Below are 25,229 nucleotides of genomic sequence, written 5' to 3'. Positions count from 1 at the left end.
CTCTATTATCTTACAGGGTAAAAGATGAAATGGATGTGACAAGACCACTTTAAGAGCTATAATCGCACGCTTTCATCTCCTCAAAAGGATCTGACATGAGCGACTTCCCAGCCTGCCCTGAGTGTAAATCAAGCTTCACCTACCACGATGGTACCTTATTAGTTTGTCCTGAATGCGGACACGAATGGTCTGAAAACGAGCCAGAAACAACTGACGATGCACCCACTTTTCGCGATGCCAACGGTGCACCACTGGAAGACGGCGATACTGTCACTGTCATTAAAGATCTTAAAATTAAAGGTTCATCATCGGTCGTTAAAGTCGGTACCAAAGTTAAGAATATCCGTTTAATTGATGGTGACCATGACATCGACTGTAAAATTGATGGTATTGGTGCAATGAAACTGAAATCTGAATTTGTTAAAAAGGTCTAAAATCGGATACCGGAAATTACTATGAGAACGCTTTTAGCTGTCTGCCTTGTTCTTTTTTCGTCATTTACTTTCGGGAAAAGTAATGAACAAACTGTGGTGCTTATTTCAATTGATGGCTTTCGTCACGACTATATTGAAAAACATGACGCCAAAAACATTGCAGAATTAGCTAAAAGCGGTGTGCGCAGTAAAGGGCTTATTCCTGTTTATCCGTCAAAGACATTCCCAAATCATCTATCTATTATCACCGGCCGTTATCCCACTAATCACGGCCTGGTGGATAATAATTTTTACGATACCGAACGCCAGCAAAAGTACAGCATGGGCGACGGCTTAGAGGACAGTAGCTGGATTACCGCTTTACCCCTATGGAACCTTGCCGAATTTCAGGGCGTAAAAGCGGCGACCTTTTTCTGGCCTGAGTCTGATGCCCGCATTAATGGCCGGACGCCCAGTTACTTCTATCATTACAGTACACCGGTTCCTAATAGCCAACGAGTAGACCAAATTATTGAATGGTTAAAGTTACCGGAGCAAGCGCGTCCAAGACTGGTTACTGGCTATTTTTCTGTCGTTGACACAATGGGTCATCGGTTTGGCCCGGGCGCTAAACAAGTGAAAGGTGCAGTTCAGCACGTTGATAAGCTTATTGGCGAGTTATGGCAGCGAATGCAAACGGAAGTGGATGCGCCGGTTAATCTGGTTCTGGTTTCTGACCACGGCATGGCGCCGATAAAGGCCAACAATATGATTGATGTTAATGAGCTGAATATTGATGAAGAGCTTTTTAACGTTGTGAATGCACAAACTCGACTGCTTATTTACGCAAATGAGGAGACTTCGGACAAGCAAGTGGACTCACTCCGACAACGCCTGAACCAAATGGCTGATGCCCCCTTTTATACAGAATCGGAAGCAGCGTTGGCTCAACGGCACTTCGTGAATAGCCCACGGGTTCCTGCCATTGTTTTAGCAACGGATGCTCCTACCAGCTTCGCTACACGACCGCGTAGTCAGTGGTCAGACGGCGGCACTCACGGGTATTACGGCACCCGCGATATGGACGGCTTTTTTGTTGCAGCCGGAAGCGGTTTTCATCGTGGCCAGCAAATTGAGCGTTTTGAGAATATCCATATATACCCAATGCTGGCAGAATTACTCAATTTAGAGCTGCTCACCGAAATTGATGGCCGGGCTGACGTACTCCGGCCAATCTTAAAAGCGAATTAATTATCGTCAAGTTGCGGTGTTTTCATAAATATCGCGACTATTGCTGCCGTGATGGTGCCGACAACAAGGGCAAAAAGCATTGACTGAATAATATAGCTACCTAAAGTAAAATAAACTTCTGCTTGCTCAGCGTCCATTCCACCTTCATTAACAGCAAAGTTACTAACATTTTCAAAATAATTAGGTGAAATAATAACGTGTGTTATCCACTGGCTAATTGGCGTTAAAACCGCCACCACAATGGCTATAATCAGACCACTGATAAACCCCTGTTTCCAGGTCATTGATCCGTTAAGATCTTTTTCTCGTTTTTCTCTAAGTGCTAATACATAAATGGCGATAGCAATAAGTGCAAAGAAGTTCGAGTAAGTTGAATGGTAAGCAATGTAATTGTCATGAAGACCAACTAGCCTTGCTATTAATACCCACAACATACTGACTATAATAAAAATAACGCCCCACTTTATTTCTGTTGTTCGTGTTTTAAGCATTCTGGATTACCCTTTTGTAAAGATCCCTAAAAACAATAGCACTATTAAGGGATAGTCTGTAATTATAGTCCCGTTTTAAACGAATTAATTCAGGAGGATTCTCGTGGAAATACCCAGCATGCTCGCTATCGTGGCTGCACTGTGGGTTGTTCTGGTGATAGCCGGCGCTTTTGAGGCCGTTCGCCATTGGGCACTTGTCCGTAAAATTCCAGTGCGAGTCCATGTAAATGGTACTCGGGGAAAAACCAGCGTTACCCGGTTAATTGCGGCAGGATTACGCAGTGGTGGTAAACGCATTTGTGCTAAAACAACTGGTTCTGCAGCAGCTATTACCGACCCGGATGGTCGCGAATTTCCTATTTACCGAATAAGCGGTGCAAATATTATTGAACAAATGCGCACACTCAAAAGAATGGCAGCATTAAAGCCTGAAATTGTGGTTATGGAATGTATGGCACTGCAGCCTCAGTATCAGTCTTTGAGTGAATTGCGAATGGTTCGCTCAACTGTTGGTGTTATTACCAATGCCCGTGCCGACCATTTAGATGTTATGGGCCCCGGAGAGAACGATGTCGCCTTAGCTCTGGCAGGTAGCACCCCACTAAAAGGCGACTTATTCACCGCCGAACGCGACTTACTGGATGTGTTTAAACATTCATGTAACGACCGTAAAAGTGAACTGCATGGCGTAACCGAGGACGAAGTTAACGCTATTACCGATGACACCATGAAGCGTTTCCGTTACGCAGAGCACGCCGAAAATGTTGCTTTAGCTCTGAATGTCTGCCAGCACCTTGGTGTTGACCGGGAGAAAGCTCTGGATGGCATGGTTGCATTAGAGCCGGAAGCGGGTGCCATGCAGGTTCTTCACGTTAACTACTTCAAGCGCGAAATTGTATTCGTCAACGCCTTTGCAGCCAATGACCCTGAGTCTACAGGACGCATTTGGGAAAATATGCTGGAAAAACATGGCGAAGAGCGACGTAAAATTGTTTTGATCAACTGCAGGGCTGACCGCCCTCACCGCTCTCAGCAAATGGCCGAAGACATCGTCAAATGGAGTCCGGCAGATAAATATCTGCTGATGGGCTCAGGAACCTTCATTTTCGTCCGTAATGCCGTGAAATACGGCCTTGACCCCGAAAAGCTACTTGTTATGGAAAATGCTGAGATGACCGAAATTACCGAAACTATTTTAGAAGAATCCGGCAGCAGCGCATTAGTTGTCGGTATGTGCAACATTCACGGAGGTGGCGAAGAAGTCGCTCGTTTCTTCCAGAACCGGGCAATCAAGGAGGAAGATTTATGATTGCATTAAACATTCTTGCCGTTGCCATTGGTGTCGGTTTATTTTTTACTTTGTTACTCACACAAACATTAGGTTTAGCCGCCGGTGGCTTGGTTGTTCCCGGTTATGTTGCATTGCAACTGACTGATCCTCTAAGCTTGGCTATCACGCTTGTTGCGGCGCTTATTACCTACCTAATTGTCAGAGTTATCGCTAGCTTCGCTATTATTTATGGCCGTCGCCAAACCATTATCATGATTCTTACCGGTTATCTCATTGCCGGCTTGATGGATTTATTCCTTGGTAACATTGTTAACTGGGTAGATTTGCAAATGATAGCAGGCGGTGGTGATGCACAGGCTCAAGTTGCCACTCTTGAATCTAGCTTTATGATGTCGATTATGGAAAGTAGCATCGTCGGCTACATTATTCCCGGGCTTATCGCTATTTGGTTTGATCGGCAAGGCGTACTGCAGACCTTATGCGGACTCGCAGTAACTGCGGTACTGGTCCGCTTGGCACTTATCATCATTATGCCCGAATCATTACAAATGTACGAAGCAAGCCAAGCATTTCAGATGCCAGGCTGGTAACAGGAGGACGAATCATGAGTAGTTTTACAAAGATTTATTGGCGTTCGTCGGGCGTACCAACCTGGGGACTTATTTTTCTTATCGTACTGTCAGTAATCGTTATGGTTGCGGCAGAAAATGTTAAACAGCGTGATCCCGTTGTTGATGACAATTATGCCACCATGGTCAATGCGTCAAAAATAATGCGTGAAGGTATGCAGGTTCTTAAACCGTTACGCGCAAAACTGGCTCCAATTAACCCGGAGTTCGACCCCCAACGCTCTGGCATGGTTGGTTTGGAAAACAGTATTGTTACCACTAACCATGGTAGTCGCGAATCCAAGCAAACCACTGTTAACCCTAACTGGGCAGCGGTCGCGGTCAAATTAATGGCAGATGCTGGTGTGCAGGAAGGAGATTTAGTTGCAGTTACGGTATCAGGCTCCTTTCCGGCAATGAACCTGGCCGTCTATTCAGCTATCGAAGCGATGGGAGCAGAAGCGATTATTATCGCTTCCGCATCATCCTCGCAGTGGGGCGGAAACGTACCCAACTTTCTATGGCTTGATATGGAGCGAGAACTCCGCGAAGCCGGCGTACTCAGTTCAAAACCCGTTTACGCTTCTATTGGAGGTATTGAAGATCGGGGAATTGGTATTCCCGAAGAAGGCATTACCTCAATACGAAATACAATAGAAAGAGCCGGTATCAATTTTATTGATCCTGCAAGCTACCAGGAAGCCGTCGCTGACCGTATTGCCATATTTCGTGAATATTCAGCTGACCGTCAATACAAAGCCTTCATAAATGTTGGTGGTGGCGCAACTATAGTAGGCCCTCCCGGTATTGATGATATGTTCAAGTCAGGTCTTCAGAGGGACGCTCCTTCACGAGCTTTTGCTGTCGACACCATGATGGGCTATTTCCTGCAAGAAGATATTCCGGGTATTCACTTTAGTGGCATTAAAGATATGGCCACACGACATGGCCTTCCGTTAATGCCACAAGAAGTTGTGCCCGTTGGCAATGGCGGTATCTATTCAGCAACCGTTTATAACCGCTGGTTAGCACTTGGTTTAGGCCTTGGTTTATTCGCCATGACCTGGCTTATCGTCCGCTCTGCACGCATCACTAGCTTGTGGCGCCGAACCGGCGAAAGCGGTAAGAGCACGAAACCGATGGTTTAATAGAACCAAGCGCAACGGGAGCAAGTTAACCTTTGCTCCCGTTTTTTAAGTCATAACAATGACAAATTGCCTGCCACGCGTCTTCCGCACTATCTACAATCTGGAACAAATCTAAGTCGTATTCTGCAATAGTGCCTTCTTCTACCAGTAAATCGAAATCGATTGCCCGACTCCAAAACTCAGAACCAACCAAAACGATAGGTACTGGCTCAGACTTTTTGGTTTGTACCAAAGTTAAGGTTTCGAATAACTCATCGAGTGTTCCAAACCCTCCGGGAAAAGCAACTAACGCACGGGCTCGTTGCAGAAAGTGCATTTTGCGAATAGCAAAATAATGAAATTGAAAGCAATATTCAGGCGTTATATATGGGTTCGGGCGTTGCTCATGAGGCAGTACGATATTCAGCCCAATACTTTCGCCTCCGGCTTCCATCGCACCACGGTTTGCAGCTTCCATTATGCCGGGACCACCGCCACTAACAATCATCAGGTTTTCTTCATCGTGCCTCAGGTTATGTTCAGTCGCAATACGCGAAAAATCCAATGCCTGCTGATAATAAGCGCTATTTTTTAATGCCCGCTGAGCACGCTTTAAGTTACCCTTTAAGCTGTCGTTATCCGGGTCTTCTGCTAATGCCTGCTCGGCCATTCGGGCATCATGCTGCGCCTGTTCGGGGGATAAAAATCGTGCACTACCAAACACAACAATGGTTGCGTCTATCTGATGCTTTTCGAGGGTTAACTGAGGCTTTAAATACTCCAGTTGCAAGCGTACCGCGCGCAAATCGTCCTGCAGTAAAAATTCATGGTCGGCAAATGCCAGCTTATACGAACCTTGCCCTTCTATCTTGGCAATAGATTCTTCAGACTGCTTTGCTGAAATTAAGCGGCGTCGATGTAATTCATTTTCTGTCATGGGAAGCCCGTATGCATAGATTTAGTGTTGACCAATAACGGCCAGTTTATCTTAAATACAGAGCAAAGCCTTTTGAATTATTCTCTCTCCAGCCGCATAGAGACCATGTCATTATTCTCGCCCACCTCTTGAAATCCCAAATCTTTATAAAGTGACCGGGCCGGGATATTTTCAGGATATACATTCAACGTAATAAACCGGGTTTGCTGCTGCGCCCAGGCATTTTCCAGTAATGCTTTTACAAACAACCGACCAACGCCTTGGCCTCTAACTTTCGGGTTAACAATAAGGCAGGCTATGTGAATACCGTTCTCGACTTTTTCATAAGCCTGGGCAAAACCAACCAGCTCTTCATTCTGGTAAAACCCAAAAGTCCCGCGTTCGTTACCTTTAATCTGTTGCCAGATGGCCTCAGCCGGACTGCCATACCGAACTTTATCGCCAAACCACAGCCTGAACTCGGCCGCATTCTCAGGCCAGGTCAGCGCCTCTTTTAACTCGTTGATTTCAGCTTTCTTTAACATCGCTCTTTGTTTTAACAATGGGTTTCCAACGTAAATTAGCACAGAAGAAAACCTAACGTCGCGTTAGTTCACTAACTAAGGTAATGTAAGGCAAATAAAAAGTGACCTCCTAAAAGATGCAACTAACGGCGCCATGCTAAGCAATACCAAACTGCACCAGCAACTCGCTTTACCCTTGATTATTCTCTCTCAATTACTGGGCACGTCCTTGTGGTTCAGCATTAACGGTGTCTGGCTTCCTTTATCGGCAGAGCATCACCTTAACGAAGCAGACTTAGGCGCTTATACCCTGGCTGTGCAGCTGGGCTTTATTATCGGAACTCTAACGCTGGCGTTAACCGGTTTTGCTGATCGTTACCGAGCCAGTCAGATATTTTTACTCTCGAGCATTGCCGGTGCCCTGGTTAATGCCCTATTTATTGTTGCAATTGATCACTCAACTCTCGGCTGGCTATTACGTTTCTTAACCGGACTTTGCCTGGCAGGAATTTACCCAATGGGAATGAAACTGGTGATATCCTGGGTGCCTCGTTACGCTGGCAGTGCACTTGCCTGGCTATTGGCAATGCTGACCCTGGGCACGGCCTTGCCCCACCTCATGCGCGGCATAACTCTGGACTTTTCATGGCAGATCCCGTTACTGGCATCTTCGCTATTGGCATTGCTTGGTGGTTTATTAGTGGGTTGGCTTGGTAGCGGGCCTCATTTACCTAGCGTAACGACACCCCACACTTTTCGTTCCGGATTACGCGCACTAATCCAACCTAAATTTCGTGCTATAGCCATAGGCTACTTTGGTCATGCCTGGGAACTCTATGCTTTTTGGATGCTGACACCGTTATTGGTATTGCACCCACTAGCAACTCTAAACTTGCCATTAAGCGCAGCGCCTTGGCTGGCATTTAGTATTATTGCTATTGGCAGTCTGGGCTGTATTGGCGGCGGTATCATGAGTAAAAAAATAGGCGGTTTGCGCGTTGCCCGACAGGCTTTATTCAGTTCCGGTGCCATTTGCTTACTATACCCTCTAATGACAGGGCTTCCAGCAGGGTTAATTTTCGGTTTGTTACTATTGTGGGGCCTAACTGTTATCGCCGACTCCCCACAATTTTCGGCACTAGCCGCCCAGTTTGCGCCAAAGGAGAATATTGGCTCGGCACTAGCTATAATGAATGCTATTGGCTTTTCTTTAACACTACCGGCAATATGGCTAACCAGCAATTTGTGGTCTATACATAATGAATGGGTCACTTGGCTTTTACTGCCCGGCCCAGTTATTGGTTTATGGGCAATGCGTAAATTATCGGCATAGAGAAAAGACATGACGACAGAACAGAAAGACCAGCGTATCTACAAACACGGCATTTTCACCATTGTCGGGGTGATTGCTGCTTTAGCCCTTATTTTTCTTATTGCCAGGTTTGGCTAAGTGAGTACTAGCTCCCTCTCACTCACCCTGCAATGTCAAAACTAAAGTACGGCCGCCACCATGATCTCTATGTTCACATAGGTATATACCTTGCCATGTTCCCATATTCAAACCACCGTCGGTAACCGGAATCGTCACGCTACTTCCCAGAATACTGGACTTTAAATGCGCAGGCATGTCATCAGGACCTTCAAATGTATGCCGATAATAAGGCGCATTCTCTGGCACCATCTCATTAAAGTGGCTTTCGAAATCCTGACGGACTGTTGGATCGGCGTTTTCGTTGATGGTCAGCGATGCCGATGTGTGTTTTATAAATACGTGTAATAGCCCAGCTTTAACCGAACCGAGTTGTGATAAAGCTTGTTCTACTTCATGACTAATAAGATGAAAACCACGCGGCTTAGCCGCTAACTGAAGTTCCGTTTGTTTGATAAGCATTTGTAAACCTGTTTGCCGTATATCAGAGCTTGCCATATGCTGACAGCATACAGAAAATAAAAGTATAACTTAAAGGAAGACTGACGATGCGATACTTAATTATAGTTTTCAGCCTGCTATTCAGCAGTACGGTTTTAGCTCAAGAAAATGTAGAGGAAGCGACAACGAAGGCTGTTGAGGGCTTTCTTTACGGTGCCAGCATCAATGACCACAAGGTTCACGATAACTTCTGGGCAGAAGAACTCACTTACACCAGCTCGACTGGAAACCGCTTTGGTAAAGAGCATCTTATGTCCGGCGTTAAAAGCTCAAAGACCAAAGACCCGGAAGAAGTTGAAGTGTGGTACGAGGCCGAAGATATCGAAGTAAAGCAATTTGGTGACACTGTGGTTTTTAATTTCACACTAACCGCCGAAGAAGAAGGAAAAGTGACAAAATACTATTACAATACCGGCGTTCTCATTGAGCGGGATGGTCGCTGGCAGGCAGTTAACTGGAACGCGACTGAAGTCCCTGAATAAAACCGACATAAACGCCGGGGGTAAAAATGGCAAGAGCACACGCATTACATATTTTAGTCGAGACTAAAGATGAAGCCGAAAAACTAAAAGAGCAACTGACCAAAGGTGCTAAGTTTGCCGAGCTTGCACGTAAGCATTCACTTTGCCCCTCGGGCAAAAAAGGTGGTGACTTAGGCGAGTTTAACCGCGGACAAATGGTTCCTGCTTTTGACAAAGTAGTGTTCGGCAAGCCCACTCTTGAAGTGCATGGCCCGGTCAAAACCCAATTTGGCTGGCACTTAATTAAGACATTGTCTCGTAGTTAGCTGGCCGGGGCGGTGCCGGACTTAATTATTTTGTTCCGGCTCAACGCCTTTCTCGTTTTCAGATTTTACATAAATAGCAATGCCTTCTCCGGTTTTATCAGTCAACCCAAAAGCCTTACCCACACTTACTCCTAAGCCCAAGTTACCCGAGTATTTCCCTGCGCCGGTGCCGACATAAACAGAGTTACCTTCTTTTTCACCCGTTTTTTGAAGCAAAATTCCATTAGCACCAACTTTTGCCGCTTCCTGTTTCAGGCGCTTTAATACCGCGTCCATTTTCGCCTGCTCACCAAAGCTCCACGAGGAGTCGCTGGTTGCTTCAATTAAAGCTATTTCCTCATAGTTTTCTGGTTTTTCTAAATAGACTTTTACCTGCTCAGCCGGAATTTCCGGACGAGCATCACCAATAAGCACGGAAGAAGACGGTGACGCACAGCCCGCCATTAACAACGCCAGACCAAAAACTAAACCATAAGAAATGTTGTGTTTCATAATACGACTCTCGGTTTCAATTCCATCCTTAATCAATAGCACAGAAGTGGAGATTTCACTCAACTCTTTCAATATCTTTAAGGAGCCGTAGAATGCAGTTGGAATAAACGCTGTTCATGCTTTATTAAAAGAGGAGCTTTCAATTGGCGCACCAAAAACCGCACCTGCCCAGCAAGCTATGTCCGGTTTGCCAGCGTCCATTTGTCTGGCGTAAAAAATGGAAGGACTGCTGGGATGACGTTAAATACTGCTCTGAACGCTGTCGAAGACAAGGCCGTCAAAACTAGCGACACCTGATGATACCGAGGGTCATCAGCGCCAATAGTCGGGTGGTATTTTCGCCAATATTTCATAAAATTCTTTAGCCGCTTTTCTTCTATGCTAGCGTGGTTTTGTAAAGATTGGAATGTGTATACTGAACCTACGAACATAAAATTACGTACTAAATCGCACAGGAGAAAACCTGCTTAAAACAGTGGACAATGGTTTTGCTTAAGCGTAACCATGTCCATATTCCTATTTACACCAGCCGGGTCTTATATTTTCAATGAATAAAGCCGCGTTCGCCGATCTTGCCGAATACATGGATTTGCTATTAGATGCGATTTGCGTTGTTAATAAGCAGCACCAGTTCAGTTATTTGAGCCCGGGTGCAGCCCGTGTTTTTGGTTATACCCCTGAAGAAATGATTGGTCGTTCAATGTTTGACTTTATGCACCCCGATGACCATCAGGCAACCATGGCTATCGCTCAACAAGTCAACTCAGGTAACGAGGTTGTTCAGTTCGAGAACCGATACATACGTAAAGACGGCTCAATAGTGCATTTGCTATGGTCCGCGCGCTGGTCTGAACGAGACCAGATGCGGGTTGGCGTTGCCCGGGATGTATCTGAGCAAAAGCAACTTGAAGCAGAACGTGAAGCTTTAATAGCGCGCTTAGAGCATATGGCACTGACCGATCCATTAACCCAGCTCCCCAACCGCGCACTATTTTATGACCGGGTTCGTACATCACAAACACGAGCAGAACGCGATGGCGGCGGCCTGGGTCTGTTGTATTTAGATCTCGATAAATTCAAAGTTATCAATGACGCCTATGGGCACGCAACCGGAGACCAGTTACTGAAGGGAGTTGCTGAACGGATTGCAGCTTCAGTTCGTGCAACCGACACGGTAGCGCGCTTAGGTGGCGATGAGTTTGTGGTACTTATTGATGCGGTTCCGACAACAGATGAAGGAGTCGATATAGTGCGAACCGTTGCTGAGAAAATTCGTCAGGCAATGCAGGCACCATTAATACTGCCGCATGGAGAAGAGGTTGTTACCGCCAGTATAGGAATGGCTCTGTGGCCTAAACACGGAGACACCGTAGACGCTCTAATAAACCGGGCAGATCAAGCTATGTATCAGGCCAAGCGCGGCGGTGGGAATCGACTAAGTGAATAACCAATGAAAGCAGCGCATCACCGCAGAGTTAGTGCGGTGATGCGCTGTATTTAGGGAAAAGATTTAAGAACTTTTCGTTTCGCTAATATAGTCGTTAACGAATTGCTCAAGTACATTAAGTGGTACCGGACCACTACCCAGCACAACGTCATGGAACTCACGAATATCAAACGCATCACCAAGCTCTGATTTAGCTTTTTCGCGCAATTCAAGAATTTTGTTCATACCAATTTTATAGGCTGTTGCCTGGCCTGGCATAACAATATGACGCTCAACCATTTTCACGGCATCGGCTTTCGCGTTCGGCGTATTGTTCACGTAGAAATCGATACCCTCTTCACGAGTCCATTTTTTGTCATGGATACCGGTATCAACAACCAAACGCACTGCACGCCAAAGCTCCATAGCTAAACGACCAAAGTCAGAGTAAGGGTCTTCATAAAGGCCAATCTCTTTTGGAAGTTTTTCGGTATATAGCCCCCAGCCTTCTGTATAAGCCGTGTAGCGGCCATACTTTCTGAAACTCGGAATACCTTCCAGCTCCTGGGCCATTGCAATTTGCATATGGTGACCCGGAATACCTTCATGATAAGCCAAAGCTTCCATCTGATACGTCGGCATAGATGACATATCGTACAGGTTGGCGTAATAGATTCCCGGACGTGAACCGTCCATTGACGGCTGCTGATAGAATGCTTTACCTGCAGACTTCTCGCGGAAAGGCTCTACCGCTTTTACCGTTAACTCAGCTTTTGGTTTATTAAGAAACAATTCATCAAGGCGTCCACGCATGTCATCAATAACGGCAGTGGCTTCATCCAGATAACGTTGACGACCTTCTTCCGTACTCGAATAAGTAAAGTCGTCACTGTTGCGCATATGCACAAAGAACTTCTGAAGCGTGCCGTCAAAGCCAACTTCTTTCATAATGCCGCGCATTTCTTCGTGAATACGCTCTACTTCGTCCAGACCAATTTGATGAATTTCATCGGCAGTCAGATCGGTCGTGGTGGTGCGTTTTAATGCGTTATTATAAAAAGCTTCGCCATCAGGAAATTTCCAGGCGCCGTCTTTAGTATCCGCTTGCTCAGCAATGCCCTCTACTGAGGTGATCAAGCTTTCATAGGCCGGTTTTACTGATTCCAGCATCGCTTTTTTCGCCAAATCTAAAAGCTCATCGCGCTGACTGTCATCAATATCTAAGCCGTCTATTTTCTTAGAAAAGTCTGCCCATAACGCGCTGGGTTCACCATCATCAAACGGCGCACCGGTAATGATATTTTCACTGTCGCTAATGACATAAGGGTAAACGAACTTAGGTGCGATAATGCCTTTCTCAGCCCGCAGCTCCAGGTTCTCTGCCAACTGCTCAAATAATTCCGGCAGGCCATTAAGACGCGCAATATAGTCTTCTGCATCATCCACTTCGCTAATACCGTGCTGATTAATTAGCAACGATGCTACGCTGGAGTGCATACCGAACATTTGGTTAACCGGGTAGTTATAGTGACGCCATTTAAAGTCAGCAATGTCGTTTTCCAGCTTCTGCTTCATTAGCGTCCAGCTTATTTTAGTCTGCTCATTCAGCTTAGACTCATCAATAGCCATTACCCGTTCCAGCTGTGCTTTCTGAAACTCTAAATCTTCTTTTGCGCGCTCTTCAGAAATATCGTCCCATTTATCCTGGTCATCTTTAATACCAAGGTAAGACTGATACATAGGGCTGCGCATAACATTTTCCATGAAAATGTCTTCAAACAGCTTATTCGCCTTTTCCGATTCGGTTTGCTCCGCATTATGGGTAGTGTTTTCAGTCGTCGCAGTTTTCGACTCCGCAGTTGCCGTCGTCGCTTCTTCTTTGGAAGCGTCAGAGCAGGCTGTTGTCATTAACACTAGCGAGACCGCCAGCGCTATCTTTTTATATTCAAACATGTGTTCTCTCCTGTCAGTTTTCTAAACTTGATATCTGTTGTAGCACAGTATGTCAACGCAGGCACGACCACAGGGTAAATTGTTAAGGCAGGCAGCTGCTTATTGCAGTCTATGTTCCCGGCACGCCTCAATTTGTGCAGCCGGCAAGGGCTCACCTATTACAGGTTCAAGTGCGAACTGCACCTTTGGAATCAAAGCCTGAAACTCGGTAAGTAATACATCCTTGCTTACGCTCTCGTTAAACACAAGCGTCACCTTCAAACTTTGCGGAAAGCGCTGATAGTTCACTTCATGCGTGAGCCAAATAAAGCCTTCATGTTCAAACTTCGCCACTTCGCACAACTGAGTCAGTTCGCGGATTATCTCCCGTTCTAGCTTTTTGTCCGTTTTTCGCATAGAAACCTTTCGTATTCGTTCAACAGAAAGCCTCGGCTATATTGGTATGGAAAGCGTATTTATTACGGTGCTCTATGCTGGTAGCATGTGGTTGTCGATAAGTTAGGTAGAAGCCTTATAACGCGTACTTCGCCCACCGCCTTCTGTTTTATAAAGCAGCCCTTGTGCAACCATATCCGCCAAGTGTCGCGTCGCCGTTGCTTTGCTCACTTTAGCCACCGACTTATACTGCGATGCATTAATGCCGTCCGCAAAATCACCATCCAACAACCGGTTAAGCACCTTTTGCTGATTCGGTTGAACATTTTTATCCGCGTGGTGAGCCCAGAATTTTGCCTTAGCGACAACCCTGTCAATTTTTACTAGGGCAGCGTCAATAGCTTCAGTAAGTGTTTGTAAAAACCAAACAAGCCATGGCGTTATATCAACCCCATGTTTCTGGGTATATTCCAGTATGTCGTAATAACCCGTACGATTTGCCAAAATCGCTTCGGACATCGCAAATAACCGAATACTTTGCCTGTCCGCCTGAGCCAGAGCTCTGTCGGTAAGCGCTCGAGTTATACGCCCGTTCCCATCCTCAAATGGGTGTATTGTCACAAACCACAAATGGGCAATAGCAGCACGTAACAAAGGGTCGTAGTGCGAGTCCTGCTGCGTTTCGTTGTACCAATTAACAAAGCTTTCGAGCTCTGGCTCAATATTGGCTCTTGGTGGCGCTTCAAAATGAACGGTCGGTCGTGAAATAGGGCCAGAAACAATTTGCATAGGTGCTTCACCGCGCAAAACACCAGGCTCTACTTTTTGCATAAGCGATTCATGATGTTCAAACAACCATCGATGCCAGTTTAGTAGCCTTTCTAATTTAATTGGCTCATCCAGGTCTGTTACTGCAGATCGCATTAAACTGGCTAGCCCTTCCGAGGAACCATCCGTTTTTACCGGAGAGTTATTATTAATACCAAGCTGCCGGGCTAAAGATGAGCGCACCGCGTACACATCAACTTTTTCACTTTCTATCGCCGACGATGCAACAATATTTGCCAAGAGCGTATCTAGGCTAAACTCAGCGTCATTCTCAACCAGTGCAGATTTACCTTTGAGCTGACCAAGACGATCATAAACACCTCGCAACAAAGGCGCCAGCGGTTGTTGCTGCCACACCATGTTCGGCCAATCTTTATGTTGCCAGAGCCACGCGGTCATTTGCTGATTACCTTAGTTGTTTGCGTCGTGAGCTGAATAACAAGCTTATTCGGCTCACAGTATGAGCCAAATAGTAGATGTATTCGGCTCATTTTGCAAACATTGGTACTTCTGTATCTTTTATCGGCTAAAGCCAATACGGGACTACATCTACTAAAAGACTACCTGCGATCAGATACATTACCGCACTGATTAATGCATTGATAATACGCCAGGTTTTTGGTTTATTAAGTTTGTTAGCGAGCTTTTTTGCAACAAATACCAATGTGTAAAACCACGTTGCGGAGGCACATAGAGCGCCGGCCACGAACCACGGTCTATAGACTTGCTCAAGGCCAGCAGTAACGCCGCCAACCAGAACAACAGTGTCTATATAAACGTGTGGGTTTAAAAATGTCATTGCAAAAGCCATCAATAATGCGCTTTTTAACGATGTCTTTTTGCTTTCACTTTCGTCTATCGATAATCGACTTTCACCCTTTATTGCAGCTTTTAGCGCATTACTTCCATACCAAATTAAGAAAATAGCACCCGCTAAGCTCAGCATTTGCCCCCAGATGCTTTCAATCGAAAATAGCGCGCCAACGCCAAACACGCCCGCACCAATAAGTAGAATATCGCCAACAAAACAAACGGTCGCCGCTGCAAACGGATGATTATTCGTTAGCCCGGTTTTTAACAGAAAGGCATTCTGGCTACCAATTGCAATAATCAATCCACCAGAAATTACGGCACCCATAACGAATACACTGACAAACTCAAACATTATCACTTCCTGCGTTGTTCTAATCGTTTAAGTCAACGATAATGGAAATTATCGTCAGTTTAATATAAAGAAACAAATAGTCAATATAATGACCGATAAAGATAAAACAGCTATTAACGAAGCTATCGCAAAACGCGTTTACACCTTTCGTAAGCAATACGGAATGTCCCTTGATGAGCTGGCTAAAAATGCCGAAATCAGCAAGGGGATGCTAGTGCAAATAGAAAAAGGGCGTGCAAACCCAAGCATCGGAATTCTATGTAAATTAGCCAATGCACTTGCCGTTTCTGTGGCGGATATCGTAGCTGTATCAGACGACCCGAAAGTAACGATTCGACAGCCTCAGGACATTCCGACACTCTGGAATGGTGATCATGGGGGGACTGCTCGACTGCTTGCAGGTTCAAAGGGCACAATCATGATCGAGTTATGGCGATGGTCTATGTTTCCCAAAGAACAATTTGTATCTGAGGCGCACTCTAAAGAAACCATTGAACTCATTCACGTTGAGGGAGGTTGTTTAGACGTTTTGGTGAATGGAGAAACTTATACTTTATCGGCAGGTGACTCAATGACCGCCGAAATGGACGTTGCGCACACCTACCAAAACAGCACTAACGAACCCGTTCACTTCACAATGACGGTTTATGAAAAGTCTCGGTAGGCGTTTCATAACAACAGTGGCGTCAGGGGAAAGTGAACAGTCGTAGCGCTGGCTTAGCCAATGCGCTTAAATATCACGGTTTGTCTTTTGAAGGCACGCATCACCGAGCTATTGATGATGCGTTAAATATTGTTCGATTGCTGAGGTTTACTGAACTATGAGCTCTCACCTGCGGTAAAACCGCAGGCTACTCAAAGCACGTCATTCTATATTTTGGATCTGCTTGTTGATTGAAAAGATTATAATTATTAAAAATCAATCACTTAAAATATATCTAGCAAACTTGATTTTAACTATACTCACCGATGTACTCACCAGTCGGCGGAAGTGTAATCTGCTTTTTACTGCTCTAAGTTGTTTGCGTAACAATCGTAAAGTAGATCGGCAAACTGTTTTTCATCAATAACACCTAAAACCAAATCGACCATTGCATCAGCAAGCTGCTCTCGCTCAATTGAAAGTTCAAAATCATTCAGCGCTAGGTATTCGAGTGCAACCATCAAACCTGTGCGTTTATTGGCATCGGACAAGGCGTGCGCTTGCGCTATGACTAGAGCATATTTTGCTGCAATTTCAAAAACGTCGTCCAAGCCTTCATAAGTTATTGCATTATCGATCCTGGCAAGAGCCCCCTCTAGCTTTCCTTTATCGGGTACGCCTTTGTTTCCCGGTTCAGTCGCTAAGATAAATGCATTAATTTCAATAACGCGGGTTGCTGGGAATTGAATAAGTTGCATCACATAGAAGCCAAGCGTCTAAAAGTTTTCTTGTGTTGCGCCAGAATCACTCGTGCCTCTGTATAAACTAGACGTTGCCCCTCTGGAGTATCCAGGTTCAGTTGCTTAGTTGGTTTGATCTTCGGTCGACTAACCGGTTTTTTAACACCATATTTTGCGAGTTTATTTTCCATAACCGCACTCCACCTTTTCAGCCGTTGAAGCTCAACGTAATGCCCAATAAGAATTTTATTATAAACCGCTATGTAACACCACTTATAACAGAAAATTAGATTCGTAAACATGTGTACGAAAGCACTAGCACAAATTACGCAATGAACTCGCCTTTTACGATAAGCGTCTGTCAGGCCCCTATTCATCGATAATGATCAATTGAAAGTTGTTGAAAATACAATAGCCATGCCGCACCCTAACCCAATGTGAAATTAGCCTCTGAGAGAAAAACAGCACTAGGGGCAACCGAGGTCTATCAGCTTAATCGTCGACTTCGGATAACATGTATAGAGAAGTTGCTAAATGAAAAATCAAACAAAGCGTTATCATAGTCAGTTTACAACTGCATTTATAAATGTCTATACAACCTCTTTTGCTAATGAAGAAACAAAAGTTGAGCACATGGTACACTGGCCAACACTACTTCTGGCGCCTGCAAACTGAGCACCGTGATTATGACTAGGTGTTTTCACTGTTTTTAACACGCCTAAAATATTAAACACATTTTCACTTATATGGGTTGGAGCTCAAGTGGACACTATTCTCATTTCAATAACCAGCACATTAACAACAACCGTACTTATATCCGGTCTCCTTTATTTGTGCAGAAACTGGTTACTAGAAAGACTAAAGGCATCGATTAGACACGAGTACAACATCAAACTGGAAAACTACAAGAGCGATATTTCACGCAGGGAAAAGGCTGCATTGATTGCAGAACTAGTTGCTGAGTGGACTCACCCAAGAGAGTCAACAAAACGATTAAATCAGCTACTTTGGGAGCTTAGCTTGTACTTACCTTCAGCATTCGTCAAAGATTTGAATGCAACAATTTCTAAAGAGGCTGACTGCAAACCGATTAATGATGTACTGGTTAATATCAGGGATTATTTATTGGATGGAAAGGATCCGATTGAACCACATCAAATAAGACATTTTAAAGACCCGAACAACCCAGATATGATTTCAAATAACGGAATACGAAAATAAAAACCAAACTTAAATCGCTCAAGGTTTCAATAGGAAAAGTGAACTCATGCATAGTCCGATGGGTTCCTTCAAACAAAAGAATAAAAAACAGTTCCATTCGCTATTCTCGTTTGGTAGGATTTTCCTGTCGCTAGCCTCTCACACTTGGCAATCGGAGCCGCAATGTCATGCTAAGCGATACTCAGTAGCCACCTTCACAGGTGGCTTTTTTGCTTTTAACGCTTGAGTGTCTATAGATGCTTCCTAATGAATGTTTTTAGGATCTCTAACTGCTCGTCAGTGACATCAAATTCCTGGTTCCCGACCCGACCAGATAAGTTACTAGCCTCTCCCAGTCTCTTTATAAAACCTTTCGAAACCACGTAGCTCATACTTTCTGTAATGTAAGGGTATCCGGAGCTGGTGGAGTTAACATCGCCTTCGTGCGTTCCCGGGCCGGCATCGAGGCTTTTCCCATCAGCCAGAAAGTAAAGGTGATGATGCTTTAAGAACTTCCATTTGGAACCAGGGCTATCGTAAGCTCCGTTACGTTGAAAATATACTAGGTAGCTAGTTTCGCCTTCAGATGTGCCTTTGCTAATATCCCATTTGAGTCCCGGCGCTATCTCAAACGAGCCGACACTGACCATTTTCACCTCAGAATAAGGGTCGTACTTTGATTCAATGGTAGGTTTGGTGGACGTTTGGGCGCAGCCTGTCAGAAAAAGTGTTAACGTGAAACCCAAAAGCGAAAGTAACTTCATAGCTCCTCCATTAGCTTAGCGATTGTGTAAAGCGTTATAAAAATCAATATAGCTGATAACCAAGCCTAACGCATCCTCAGACTCTTACCCGCTTTGAACTAAACTAACAGCTGCCCTTCGGGTTTACCGGACCAAAGCACCTAATTTCACTTACGATAACCACACCACGAAACAAGCATAAGCCTATAACAGCCAAAAGCAGCATTATTATGTTGCCTTGACACTTCAATAGTCACATTAACCGGTGATTTTTTCTTTCTGTTTTAGCGAAAATTCTTTCATCGCATCCAGCCCTGGAACCTTATCAAATACACTAATTCCGTTGTTTTCAAAGTATTCTATGTAAGGATCGGGTTTGAGGATGACTTCATCACCATTATGCACAATTGTAATAAGAGAGGCGGAAGCTAACTCTTTTAATACCTTCATTCCAACCCGCCATTCCTCTTCGTTGACCTCAAAAGGTTCATCGCTGCCCTTATTGAGCATTTGCAGAGTAGCATTTACCTCAGTGTTATCTCCGACAGAGCGAATTGCTTGGTTAGCAAGCTCACTACAGACAAATGTGTAGCGAGCCCAAATGTCATCAAATAGGTCTGGATTGATTTTTACTATCCAAAACTTTTCCATTTTGGCCACATTCACTAGAAGTCCGTTTTGATACATATCCCTTGCAAAATCATGCGTATCCGCAAAACCGAAATAATTAAGTCGCCCCGAAGGGATAAATTCGAATAGTTTGTCTATATCAGCTTTTCCAAGCTCGTTAATGAGCGCTTTTTGTTGGTTGATTTTCTGTTTTTGCTTTTGCTTTTTTGCTCGTTTATTACGCCAAAGTTCAGGAATAGGAGCTAGCCATGATTGATAAGTGGAGGCCGCCAAGAATCCCAAGCCGACAGATAAAGAGAACAGAGCAAACCCATCAAATGGTAGAAAAAGCCACGCAGTTCCGATAACAATGAAAAGAACACCGATTGCTGCAGGGTTTAAAGTGATTTGTTTAATAAGGCTTAGGAAATTCATGGCGTAAAGTTTCTTGCTTACAAAGTGAGCACTTTAAGAGAAAAAACAAACAAGCACAAACAGATGGCGCACACCAGACCATATGTACGGAACTTTGTCTTATAAGTGAGACCCTATTTCTGCCGCATAGTGGCTGTAAATCCAACAGAAAATGCTATTCTAAGTACCTGGTAACCTGGTTGGAGTATCTGATGGGCAACGAATCATTATTAATTTGGGTGGCAGTGATGCCGGTCGTTATGCTGGGTGTTCATTTGCTGATCACGTTTTTTCAAAGCAAGAAGAAAAGCACTGACTGAGCTTTCGCTTTGAGGTACTCAAATGCACCACGAATACTACATCCCAAAACCTGCGCAACAGCCTTTAAAGCTGACTTTAAAGGAGAGGCTCGGGCTACCTGAAGACTACCCTGCAATGGGCGATGCCATCGTGCAAGGTTTCACTTTTGACGTCGTCGCTTATCTAGCGCACGAAACGGAGCTGTCAGAGGCTGAGATATTGAATGCGCTTAACCTTCCTGACCGGAATAAGGTACAGAGAAGAAAGCACAGACGCTTTACCAGGGTAGAAAGCAACCGTATTTATGCGTTAATTGAAGCCATAACGGCCGCTGAGGCACTGTTTGAGGGTGAGGCGTGCGTTGCTATTAACTGGCTTAAAAAGCCTTGTAGAGGGCTCGGTGGGCGCTCACCTATCGAAAACCTGAACTTATTCATAGAGCTTCAGCAGGTACTCGCTCTAATTCATCGCCTGGAGTACGGTGTTTTCAACTAGCGGCAAACGTTAAAGTTGCGGACTAACATCAGGCCAGCCCGCTCATCGTCTATTTTCAAAACAGATAATCTTCGCTAACTCATTTTCCCTTTCCTTTTCCCCCTTTGTATTCAGGGTTGTTAGGGTTTAATTGGTTACCACGGTTCCTTTGGTTGTGATGATACGCCGGATTATTCGGGTTCTTTGAATTTGGACGATTAGCAGTTGACGTTTTAGCCATTTTTCTATCCTCTCAATTTAAGTTAATTATTTTGCTGAAACAGCAAAGAGGATGTTTTCACGGCAACTCGTCGATGAGGAGGACATCTGAATGGAATTTTAAAATTTAGCCGAATCAGACAGTGAATTGCTCATAAATTCTGGGGTAAACGGCAAACACTTTTTCAATATCCGTGGGCGTGCCATTATCCTTGAGCATCGCCGCTTGCTTTTTCGTCATCACTTCACAGAGCAGTGCAATCAGCTCAACCGGCTGCATGGGAGCTTGCCTTAATTTGGTATCCAGGACGCGGAAATTACTCTCATAGTTTTTTCTGTTTAACCGGGTCTTACCGGTGCGAATTCTTTTTAGTGATTTTTCGACAGCAGCTTTCGGGTCTTCACCCTCGTTCGAATAAAAAGTGCATTTCGCTTCCGTTATTTTTTCGTAAAACGAAACCCAACTGCCTTCAGTACCAACCCATTTTTGTTTAATCGCTGATACATATCGCTCATTACTCAATATCAATTTATTGTTTTCGACAACAGGCAAAAACATTTTCATCATGCCCTGCTCTGGAAAGCGATCATCAAAACCTTCTGTCGTTACACGAAGAAACTTTTCAAAAAAGGCGAGCCATAAAAGTATTTTTCTGATTTCGAATTCAGCATTGCTTCCCCAGTCATCACCAATCCATTTTTCAATATGAGGCAAAACGCTACGCGAATCTTTTTGTTGCAGATAAACCGCAACCGCCTTTTTCTCATCGGCTAAAAATTCATTAAGTTTTTCAAATTGCAGCTCTGGCTGTTTCGATAAAAATATATTCAGAACAATTTCTAAAAGCCACCAGGCACCCGAAGTTTCCTTTTCATCAGGCGTTTCAGAATCAATCCACGTACTTTCAAGTTCCGGCGCATACTTCAAACTCAACGTTTTAAATTTTTCCGACGTTACCGATTCTCGATTCGAGCTAAGCAATTTAAATAATTGCAGATCAGAAGTAATTGCCGCAGCATTACTTTCGTTTTGCGTTCGCAGAAACTGCATCACCAAATCGCTGAAACTTTCAAACCAACCTGATTCAAACAGAAGTTCACCTGGCATACCCGCCAGTAAGACACCTCTATTGGCAACTGAGTTAACATCCATTTCAACCCTCCTGCTTCAAAATCCCCCCTCGCTTAAGCGCCGCAAAGCAATGCTCACGTTAACGGTATTTCGTACTAAATACCATCTGGTGTACGGCACATTGTGCTGGTTCGCAAAATACCTTCGGCTTATATCGCCAGCGCAACTTAGCGTACACCAGATTATTAGTACGACACTTGTTCCTGGTTGTTTGCGTATTTATGACAGCCAAAGCGGCAGGAGCCTGCCATTGCTAGCCAGTATCATTAAAAACGGTATCCGTACTAAATACCATCTGGTGTACAGCACATTGTGATGGTTCGCAAAATACCTTCGGTTTATATGGACAGCGTAACTTGCCGTACACCAGACTATTAGTACTGCACTTGTTCTCGGTTGTTTGCGTGTTTTCGACTCCCAAAGCGGCATGAGCCTACCCTTGCTAGCCAGTATCAGTGACTATGTTTAGTAATAAATACTATCTGTTGTACGGAATCTAGTATGTGGTGGCAAAACACCTGGTTACCGTAATTTGCCAATGCAACCATCTGTACAACAGATCTTGTGTACATATCCCTGACATAGCAACTCAGCTTCCACGATTTTCACCCAAATCCCCCCTTCGTACAGCAGATCTGTTGTACGGAACCTTGTCACTGCGACTAATTTTCGCGACGATTTCTCCACATGCATGTTTCCGTACTAATCGATATCAGTGACTATGATTAGTACTACATACTATCTGTCGTTCGGAAGGTAGGATGTGAGAAATCCTAAAGCTTTTCCAAATACACCTTCTGAACGACAAAGTGGTGTCAGAACCTAGGTTTTGAATGCGCCCGCTAAGCGAGCCCAATTTCTGATAACAAACTGGAGTTATCAAAATGATTGCATTATCCAGGAGTGCAAAGTACAGTGATGTACTAAACCAAATTAAGACAAAATCCAGTGATCGAAGACCTTACTTTTGCACAACGCGAACGGCTAGAATACATCGACTTCCGGTTGATGTTTTTTGGCTTTGTCGCAAGAAGCGATTTGACCGAACAATTCAAAATTGGTCCGGCATCGAGTTCTCGTGACTTTTCACTTTACAAAGAACTTGCTCCCGGCAATTTAGAATTGCGCCACGAAACAAAACGCTACTATTCGCGAAAAGCGTTTAAGCCACTATTTGATCACGATGTCGAAATCGCTTTAAAAAACTTAGCAAACCAGAAAAAAAACTCTGTTTCTTCGGAAACGAAAATACGTTCGGTCGATTCCGTCAGCTTAATAAAAGCACAACCGGAAATCGTTTCTTCGCTGACCAAAGCAGTCATTAATTCAAGTGTAATTAAAATTGAATACGCTTCGTTGAGTTCTGGTATTACCCAGCGTGAAATTCTGCCTTACGCATTTTTAAATAGTGGCCACCGCTGGCATATTCGCGCGTTCGATCGGAAATCAAATGAGTTTCGTGATTTTGTTTGCACCAGAATACTTTCCGCCGAAATAGTAGAGAACGCAAAGGTCGCTTCCCACGAAAAGCAAATTAATGACGACGAATGGGTTAATGAAGTGACTTTGCAATTGGTGGCGCATCCAGCGCATGAGCACCCCAAAGCAATCGAACTCGATTATCAAATACAAGATCATCAGCTTGAATTAACGCTGAAAGTAGCAGAAGCAAAATACTTGCTTCGGTTTTGGAATGTAGATGTTACTCCTCAACATTCACTCAGCGCCCAAACTCACCATTTATGGTTAAAAAACTCGGCTGAAATAAGAAAAAATAACCGGCTAGCAGGTGCTTTAGCACTCGCTCCAGGCAATAACTTCCAGGGTAGTGAAAATGGTTAATGAAGATATTCAAATGAAATTCGGCTTTAAGTATGGGCGCAATGGAGCACATGCCAGCCGAACCATGATGTTAGCTGAAATTACAGAGCTATTTTCTCATCGCCCTGTGAATGCGACCGCCGAAGATTACCAACAAGATATTGAGCAATTTAATTTGCTGAATAAGCCGACCTCAAAAGCTCGGCAGCTGACTTGGCGCCACTTAATCGATTTGTACGGCATGAATACCGAAATACCACTTTTTCGTATTTTCCGCCTTTTCTGGGAAGCCGATGAAAAAGCTCGACCCGTTTTAGCCTGTCAAATGGGCCTAGCGCGTGACCCATTGCTACGCCTATCCAAAGAAAAAATACTTGAGCTCAACACTGGACAACTTCTCACTCGACCGGAAATGGAAAGCCTGTTTGCAGAGCGTTTTCCTGATAGGTTTAGTCCAGCTACGTTAAAGTCGATAGCACAAAACGTGAACGGTACATGGACCCATGCGGGCTACTTAATCGGCCGCAATAAAAAGCATCGGTCAGAGCCTGATATTCGCCCTGTAAACGTCGCTTTTGCATTGGTTATGGGACATTTACAGGGTGCTTCAGGCAATCGCCTATTTAATACTGAGTGGGTGCAAATGTTTGAATACCGAACCGACCGATTATTAGAGCTAGCTCGCTTGGCGAGCCATGCAGGTTTAATCACCTTCAAGCATTCAAGTGAAGTCATTGATATTGGCTTTCAGGATCTTTTAACGCGTGAAGAGGAGTCAATGCTGCATGAGTAACCGACTAGATCGCTTGGTCAGAAGCTACTCTAACTTCATTAGTATTCCATGGACTCATGGCCTAGCGAATGAACAGCGCGTGCTATTTGCCGTTTATTACAAAGAAGATGAATTAAAGCTACGCGCCCGAATTGAAGAGTTTCAGTTTGCTACAGAGGCAGCTGGTCATAACTGGTTACAGCTAGACATTACTCGTCTTTTTCCGGAGTGGATGGCAAGCCAAAAGTATCGAGAAGATTACTTTGAAGAGCCAGAGAGCCTACAAACCAAATACAAGAAATTTGCAAAGCAATCCGTCGAAAAGCTCGCCGAACAACTCGAAGGGAACGTCGATGAGAATACGCTGGTAGCGCTTATCGGCTGCGGAACGTTATTCGGCTTTGCTTCTGTTTCTGACTTTGTAAAACAGCTTTCAGCTTATGTTCCGGGGCGCTTACTCGTGCTATTCCCCGGTGAGTACATTGATAACAAATACCGACTATTAGATGCCAAAGATGGCTGGGGCTATCTAGCTACTGCAATTACTGCAGAAAATTAAGCCCAGGCGCAACAAGGAGTTTAAGC

General features: G+C 44.5%; 30 protein-coding genes. 16 read left to right on the top strand and 14 right to left on the bottom strand.

Annotated elements, in window-relative coordinates:
• The first annotated feature begins 95 nt into the window (after window positions 1-95).
• The gene (locus ACP7H9_RS07915) at window positions 96-434 is read left to right on the top strand and encodes a zinc ribbon domain-containing protein YjdM (RefSeq protein ID WP_034822721.1); all 339 of its coding nucleotides are present in this window, start codon (window positions 96-98) and stop codon (window positions 432-434) included.
• 21 nt (window positions 435-455) lie between these two features.
• Window positions 456-1,664, top strand: coding sequence for an alkaline phosphatase family protein (locus ACP7H9_RS07910; RefSeq protein ID WP_034822723.1), 1,209 nt, complete (start codon window positions 456-458; stop codon window positions 1,662-1,664).
• Here the strand turns inward: ACP7H9_RS07910 and ACP7H9_RS07905 are convergent.
• Entirely contained in the window at window positions 1,661-2,155 is a 495-nt protein-coding gene (locus tag ACP7H9_RS07905) for a DUF4199 domain-containing protein (RefSeq protein ID WP_011235625.1), read from the bottom strand. The genes ACP7H9_RS07910 and ACP7H9_RS07905 overlap by 4 nt on opposite strands.
• A 103-nt stretch (window positions 2,156-2,258) precedes the next feature.
• Here ACP7H9_RS07905 and pgsB point away from each other — a divergent pair, with 103 nt between their 5' ends.
• From pgsB to pgsW, 3 genes are read left to right on the top strand one after another with little or no spacing between them, the layout of a single operon-like run.
• Window positions 2,259-3,464, top strand: a complete 1,206-nt coding sequence (gene pgsB / locus ACP7H9_RS07900) for a poly-gamma-glutamate synthase PgsB (RefSeq protein WP_011235626.1) — start codon at window positions 2,259-2,261, stop codon at window positions 3,462-3,464.
• Window positions 3,461-4,036 carry a poly-gamma-glutamate biosynthesis protein PgsC gene (pgsC, locus tag ACP7H9_RS07895; RefSeq protein WP_011235627.1) on the top strand — a complete coding sequence of 192 codons (576 nt, stop codon included), beginning with the start codon at window positions 3,461-3,463 and terminating at the stop codon, window positions 4,034-4,036. The genes pgsB and pgsC overlap by 4 nt, the downstream gene beginning before the upstream one ends.
• 14 nt (window positions 4,037-4,050) lie before the next feature.
• Complete coding sequence (gene pgsW, locus ACP7H9_RS07890; RefSeq protein WP_417441575.1) at window positions 4,051-5,202, top strand: poly-gamma-glutamate system protein; 1,152 nt, start codon at window positions 4,051-4,053, stop codon at window positions 5,200-5,202.
• A 25-nt stretch (window positions 5,203-5,227) separates the two neighbouring features.
• On the opposite strand, the gene ACP7H9_RS07885 is transcribed toward pgsW, so the two are convergent.
• A complete protein-coding gene (locus ACP7H9_RS07885; RefSeq protein ID WP_034822727.1) occupies window positions 5,228-6,118 on the bottom strand; it encodes a TIGR00730 family Rossman fold protein in 891 nt (296 codons plus the stop codon).
• Window positions 6,119-6,195: 77 nt separating this feature from the next.
• Complete coding sequence (locus ACP7H9_RS07880) at window positions 6,196-6,684, bottom strand: GNAT family N-acetyltransferase (RefSeq protein ID WP_414018733.1); 489 nt, start codon at window positions 6,682-6,684, stop codon at window positions 6,196-6,198.
• Between the two features lie 91 nt (window positions 6,685-6,775).
• On the opposite strand from ACP7H9_RS07880, the gene ACP7H9_RS07875 reads away from it, so the two are divergent.
• Window positions 6,776-7,954 carry an MFS transporter gene (locus ACP7H9_RS07875; protein ID WP_414018734.1) on the top strand — a complete coding sequence of 393 codons (1,179 nt, stop codon included), beginning with the start codon at window positions 6,776-6,778 and terminating at the stop codon, window positions 7,952-7,954.
• Between the two features lie 135 nt (window positions 7,955-8,089).
• On the opposite strand, the gene ACP7H9_RS07870 is transcribed toward ACP7H9_RS07875, so the two are convergent.
• A complete protein-coding gene (locus tag ACP7H9_RS07870; RefSeq protein ID WP_414018735.1) occupies window positions 8,090-8,512 on the bottom strand; it encodes a secondary thiamine-phosphate synthase enzyme YjbQ in 423 nt (140 codons plus the stop codon).
• An 86-nt stretch (window positions 8,513-8,598) separates the two neighbouring features.
• Here ACP7H9_RS07870 and ACP7H9_RS07865 point away from each other — a divergent pair, with 86 nt between their 5' ends.
• Entirely contained in the window at window positions 8,599-9,033 is a 435-nt protein-coding gene (locus ACP7H9_RS07865) for a nuclear transport factor 2 family protein (RefSeq protein WP_034822732.1), read from the top strand.
• Window positions 9,034-9,059: 26 nt separating this feature from the next.
• A complete protein-coding gene (locus tag ACP7H9_RS07860; RefSeq protein ID WP_034822733.1) occupies window positions 9,060-9,338 on the top strand; it encodes a peptidylprolyl isomerase in 279 nt (92 codons plus the stop codon).
• A 21-nt stretch (window positions 9,339-9,359) separates the two neighbouring features.
• On the opposite strand, the gene ACP7H9_RS07855 is transcribed toward ACP7H9_RS07860, so the two are convergent.
• Entirely contained in the window at window positions 9,360-9,830 is a 471-nt protein-coding gene (locus ACP7H9_RS07855) for a hypothetical protein (RefSeq protein WP_034822802.1), read from the bottom strand.
• Window positions 9,831-9,973: 143 nt separating this feature from the next.
• Between ACP7H9_RS07855 and ACP7H9_RS07850 the strand changes: the two genes are divergently transcribed.
• Together ACP7H9_RS07850 and ACP7H9_RS07845 are read left to right on the top strand one after the other, a co-directional pair.
• Window positions 9,974-10,117 (top strand): DUF2256 domain-containing protein, encoded by a 144-nt coding sequence (locus tag ACP7H9_RS07850; protein ID WP_082815469.1) that lies wholly within the window; start codon window positions 9,974-9,976, stop codon window positions 10,115-10,117.
• Between the two features lie 260 nt (window positions 10,118-10,377).
• On the top strand, window positions 10,378-11,277 hold the full coding sequence (locus ACP7H9_RS07845) for a sensor domain-containing diguanylate cyclase (protein WP_011235640.1): 900 nt from the start codon (window positions 10,378-10,380) through the stop codon (window positions 11,275-11,277).
• A gap of 63 nt (window positions 11,278-11,340) precedes the next feature.
• Here ACP7H9_RS07845 and ACP7H9_RS07840 read toward each other — a convergent pair whose 3' ends face one another.
• The 4 genes from ACP7H9_RS07840 to ACP7H9_RS07825 form a co-directional block, all read right to left on the bottom strand.
• Window positions 11,341-13,209, bottom strand: coding sequence for a DUF885 domain-containing protein (locus tag ACP7H9_RS07840; protein WP_439222538.1), 1,869 nt, complete (start codon window positions 13,207-13,209; stop codon window positions 11,341-11,343).
• Between the two features lie 99 nt (window positions 13,210-13,308).
• Window positions 13,309-13,605, bottom strand: a complete 297-nt coding sequence (locus ACP7H9_RS07835; RefSeq protein WP_439222537.1) for a hypothetical protein — start codon at window positions 13,603-13,605, stop codon at window positions 13,309-13,311.
• Window positions 13,606-13,707: 102 nt separating this feature from the next.
• A complete protein-coding gene (locus ACP7H9_RS07830; protein ID WP_439222536.1) occupies window positions 13,708-14,811 on the bottom strand; it encodes a Fic family protein in 1,104 nt (367 codons plus the stop codon).
• Window positions 14,812-14,938: 127 nt separating this feature from the next.
• Window positions 14,939-15,577, bottom strand: coding sequence for a LysE/ArgO family amino acid transporter (locus ACP7H9_RS07825; protein WP_439222535.1), 639 nt, complete (start codon window positions 15,575-15,577; stop codon window positions 14,939-14,941).
• A gap of 88 nt (window positions 15,578-15,665) precedes the next feature.
• On the opposite strand from ACP7H9_RS07825, the gene ACP7H9_RS07820 reads away from it, so the two are divergent.
• Entirely contained in the window at window positions 15,666-16,241 is a 576-nt protein-coding gene (locus ACP7H9_RS07820) for a helix-turn-helix domain-containing protein (RefSeq protein WP_110013469.1), read from the top strand.
• Window positions 16,242-16,582: 341 nt separating this feature from the next.
• Here ACP7H9_RS07820 and ACP7H9_RS07815 read toward each other — a convergent pair whose 3' ends face one another.
• Entirely contained in the window at window positions 16,583-16,978 is a 396-nt protein-coding gene (locus ACP7H9_RS07815) for a type II toxin-antitoxin system death-on-curing family toxin (RefSeq protein WP_439222572.1), read from the bottom strand.
• Window positions 16,978-17,151, bottom strand: coding sequence for an acetyltransferase (locus ACP7H9_RS07810; RefSeq protein ID WP_439222534.1), 174 nt, complete (start codon window positions 17,149-17,151; stop codon window positions 16,978-16,980). Before ACP7H9_RS07810 ends, ACP7H9_RS07815 begins: the two co-directional genes overlap by 1 nt.
• 571 nt (window positions 17,152-17,722) lie before the next feature.
• On the opposite strand from ACP7H9_RS07810, the gene ACP7H9_RS07805 reads away from it, so the two are divergent.
• The gene (locus tag ACP7H9_RS07805; protein ID WP_439222533.1) at window positions 17,723-18,181 is read left to right on the top strand and encodes a hypothetical protein; all 459 of its coding nucleotides are present in this window, start codon (window positions 17,723-17,725) and stop codon (window positions 18,179-18,181) included.
• Between the two features lie 230 nt (window positions 18,182-18,411).
• On the opposite strand, the gene ACP7H9_RS07800 is transcribed toward ACP7H9_RS07805, so the two are convergent.
• Together ACP7H9_RS07800 and ACP7H9_RS07795 are read right to left on the bottom strand one after the other, a co-directional pair.
• Window positions 18,412-18,924, bottom strand: a complete 513-nt coding sequence (locus tag ACP7H9_RS07800; RefSeq protein WP_439222532.1) for a hypothetical protein — start codon at window positions 18,922-18,924, stop codon at window positions 18,412-18,414.
• 237 nt (window positions 18,925-19,161) lie between these two features.
• Entirely contained in the window at window positions 19,162-19,947 is a 786-nt protein-coding gene (locus tag ACP7H9_RS07795) for a hypothetical protein (protein ID WP_439222531.1), read from the bottom strand.
• A 321-nt stretch (window positions 19,948-20,268) separates the two neighbouring features.
• Here ACP7H9_RS07795 and ACP7H9_RS07790 point away from each other — a divergent pair, with 321 nt between their 5' ends.
• On the top strand, window positions 20,269-20,721 hold the full coding sequence (locus tag ACP7H9_RS07790) for an antitoxin Xre/MbcA/ParS toxin-binding domain-containing protein (RefSeq protein ID WP_439222530.1): 453 nt from the start codon (window positions 20,269-20,271) through the stop codon (window positions 20,719-20,721).
• 334 nt (window positions 20,722-21,055) lie between these two features.
• On the opposite strand, the gene ACP7H9_RS07785 is transcribed toward ACP7H9_RS07790, so the two are convergent.
• A complete protein-coding gene (locus ACP7H9_RS07785) occupies window positions 21,056-21,973 on the bottom strand; it encodes a hypothetical protein (protein ID WP_439222529.1) in 918 nt (305 codons plus the stop codon).
• Between the two features lie 1,026 nt (window positions 21,974-22,999).
• Here ACP7H9_RS07785 and ACP7H9_RS07780 point away from each other — a divergent pair.
• From ACP7H9_RS07780 to ACP7H9_RS07770, 3 genes are read left to right on the top strand one after another with little or no spacing between them, the layout of a single operon-like run.
• On the top strand, window positions 23,000-23,893 hold the full coding sequence (locus ACP7H9_RS07780) for a WYL domain-containing protein (RefSeq protein ID WP_439222528.1): 894 nt from the start codon (window positions 23,000-23,002) through the stop codon (window positions 23,891-23,893).
• Window positions 23,886-24,665 (top strand): hypothetical protein, encoded by a 780-nt coding sequence (locus ACP7H9_RS07775; RefSeq protein WP_439222527.1) that lies wholly within the window; start codon window positions 23,886-23,888, stop codon window positions 24,663-24,665. The genes ACP7H9_RS07780 and ACP7H9_RS07775 overlap by 8 nt, the downstream gene beginning before the upstream one ends.
• A complete protein-coding gene (locus tag ACP7H9_RS07770; RefSeq protein ID WP_439222526.1) occupies window positions 24,658-25,203 on the top strand; it encodes a BREX protein BrxB domain-containing protein in 546 nt (181 codons plus the stop codon). The genes ACP7H9_RS07775 and ACP7H9_RS07770 overlap by 8 nt, the downstream gene beginning before the upstream one ends.
• The last annotated feature ends 26 nt before the right edge of the window (window positions 25,204-25,229 follow it).

Source organism: Idiomarina sp. ST20R2A10 (genome assembly GCF_051842345.1).
GTDB lineage: Bacteria > Pseudomonadota > Gammaproteobacteria > Enterobacterales > Alteromonadaceae > Idiomarina > Idiomarina loihiensis.
The sequence above is the reverse complement of the archived record's forward strand: the minus strand, read 5'-3'. Positions and strand labels throughout refer to the sequence as shown.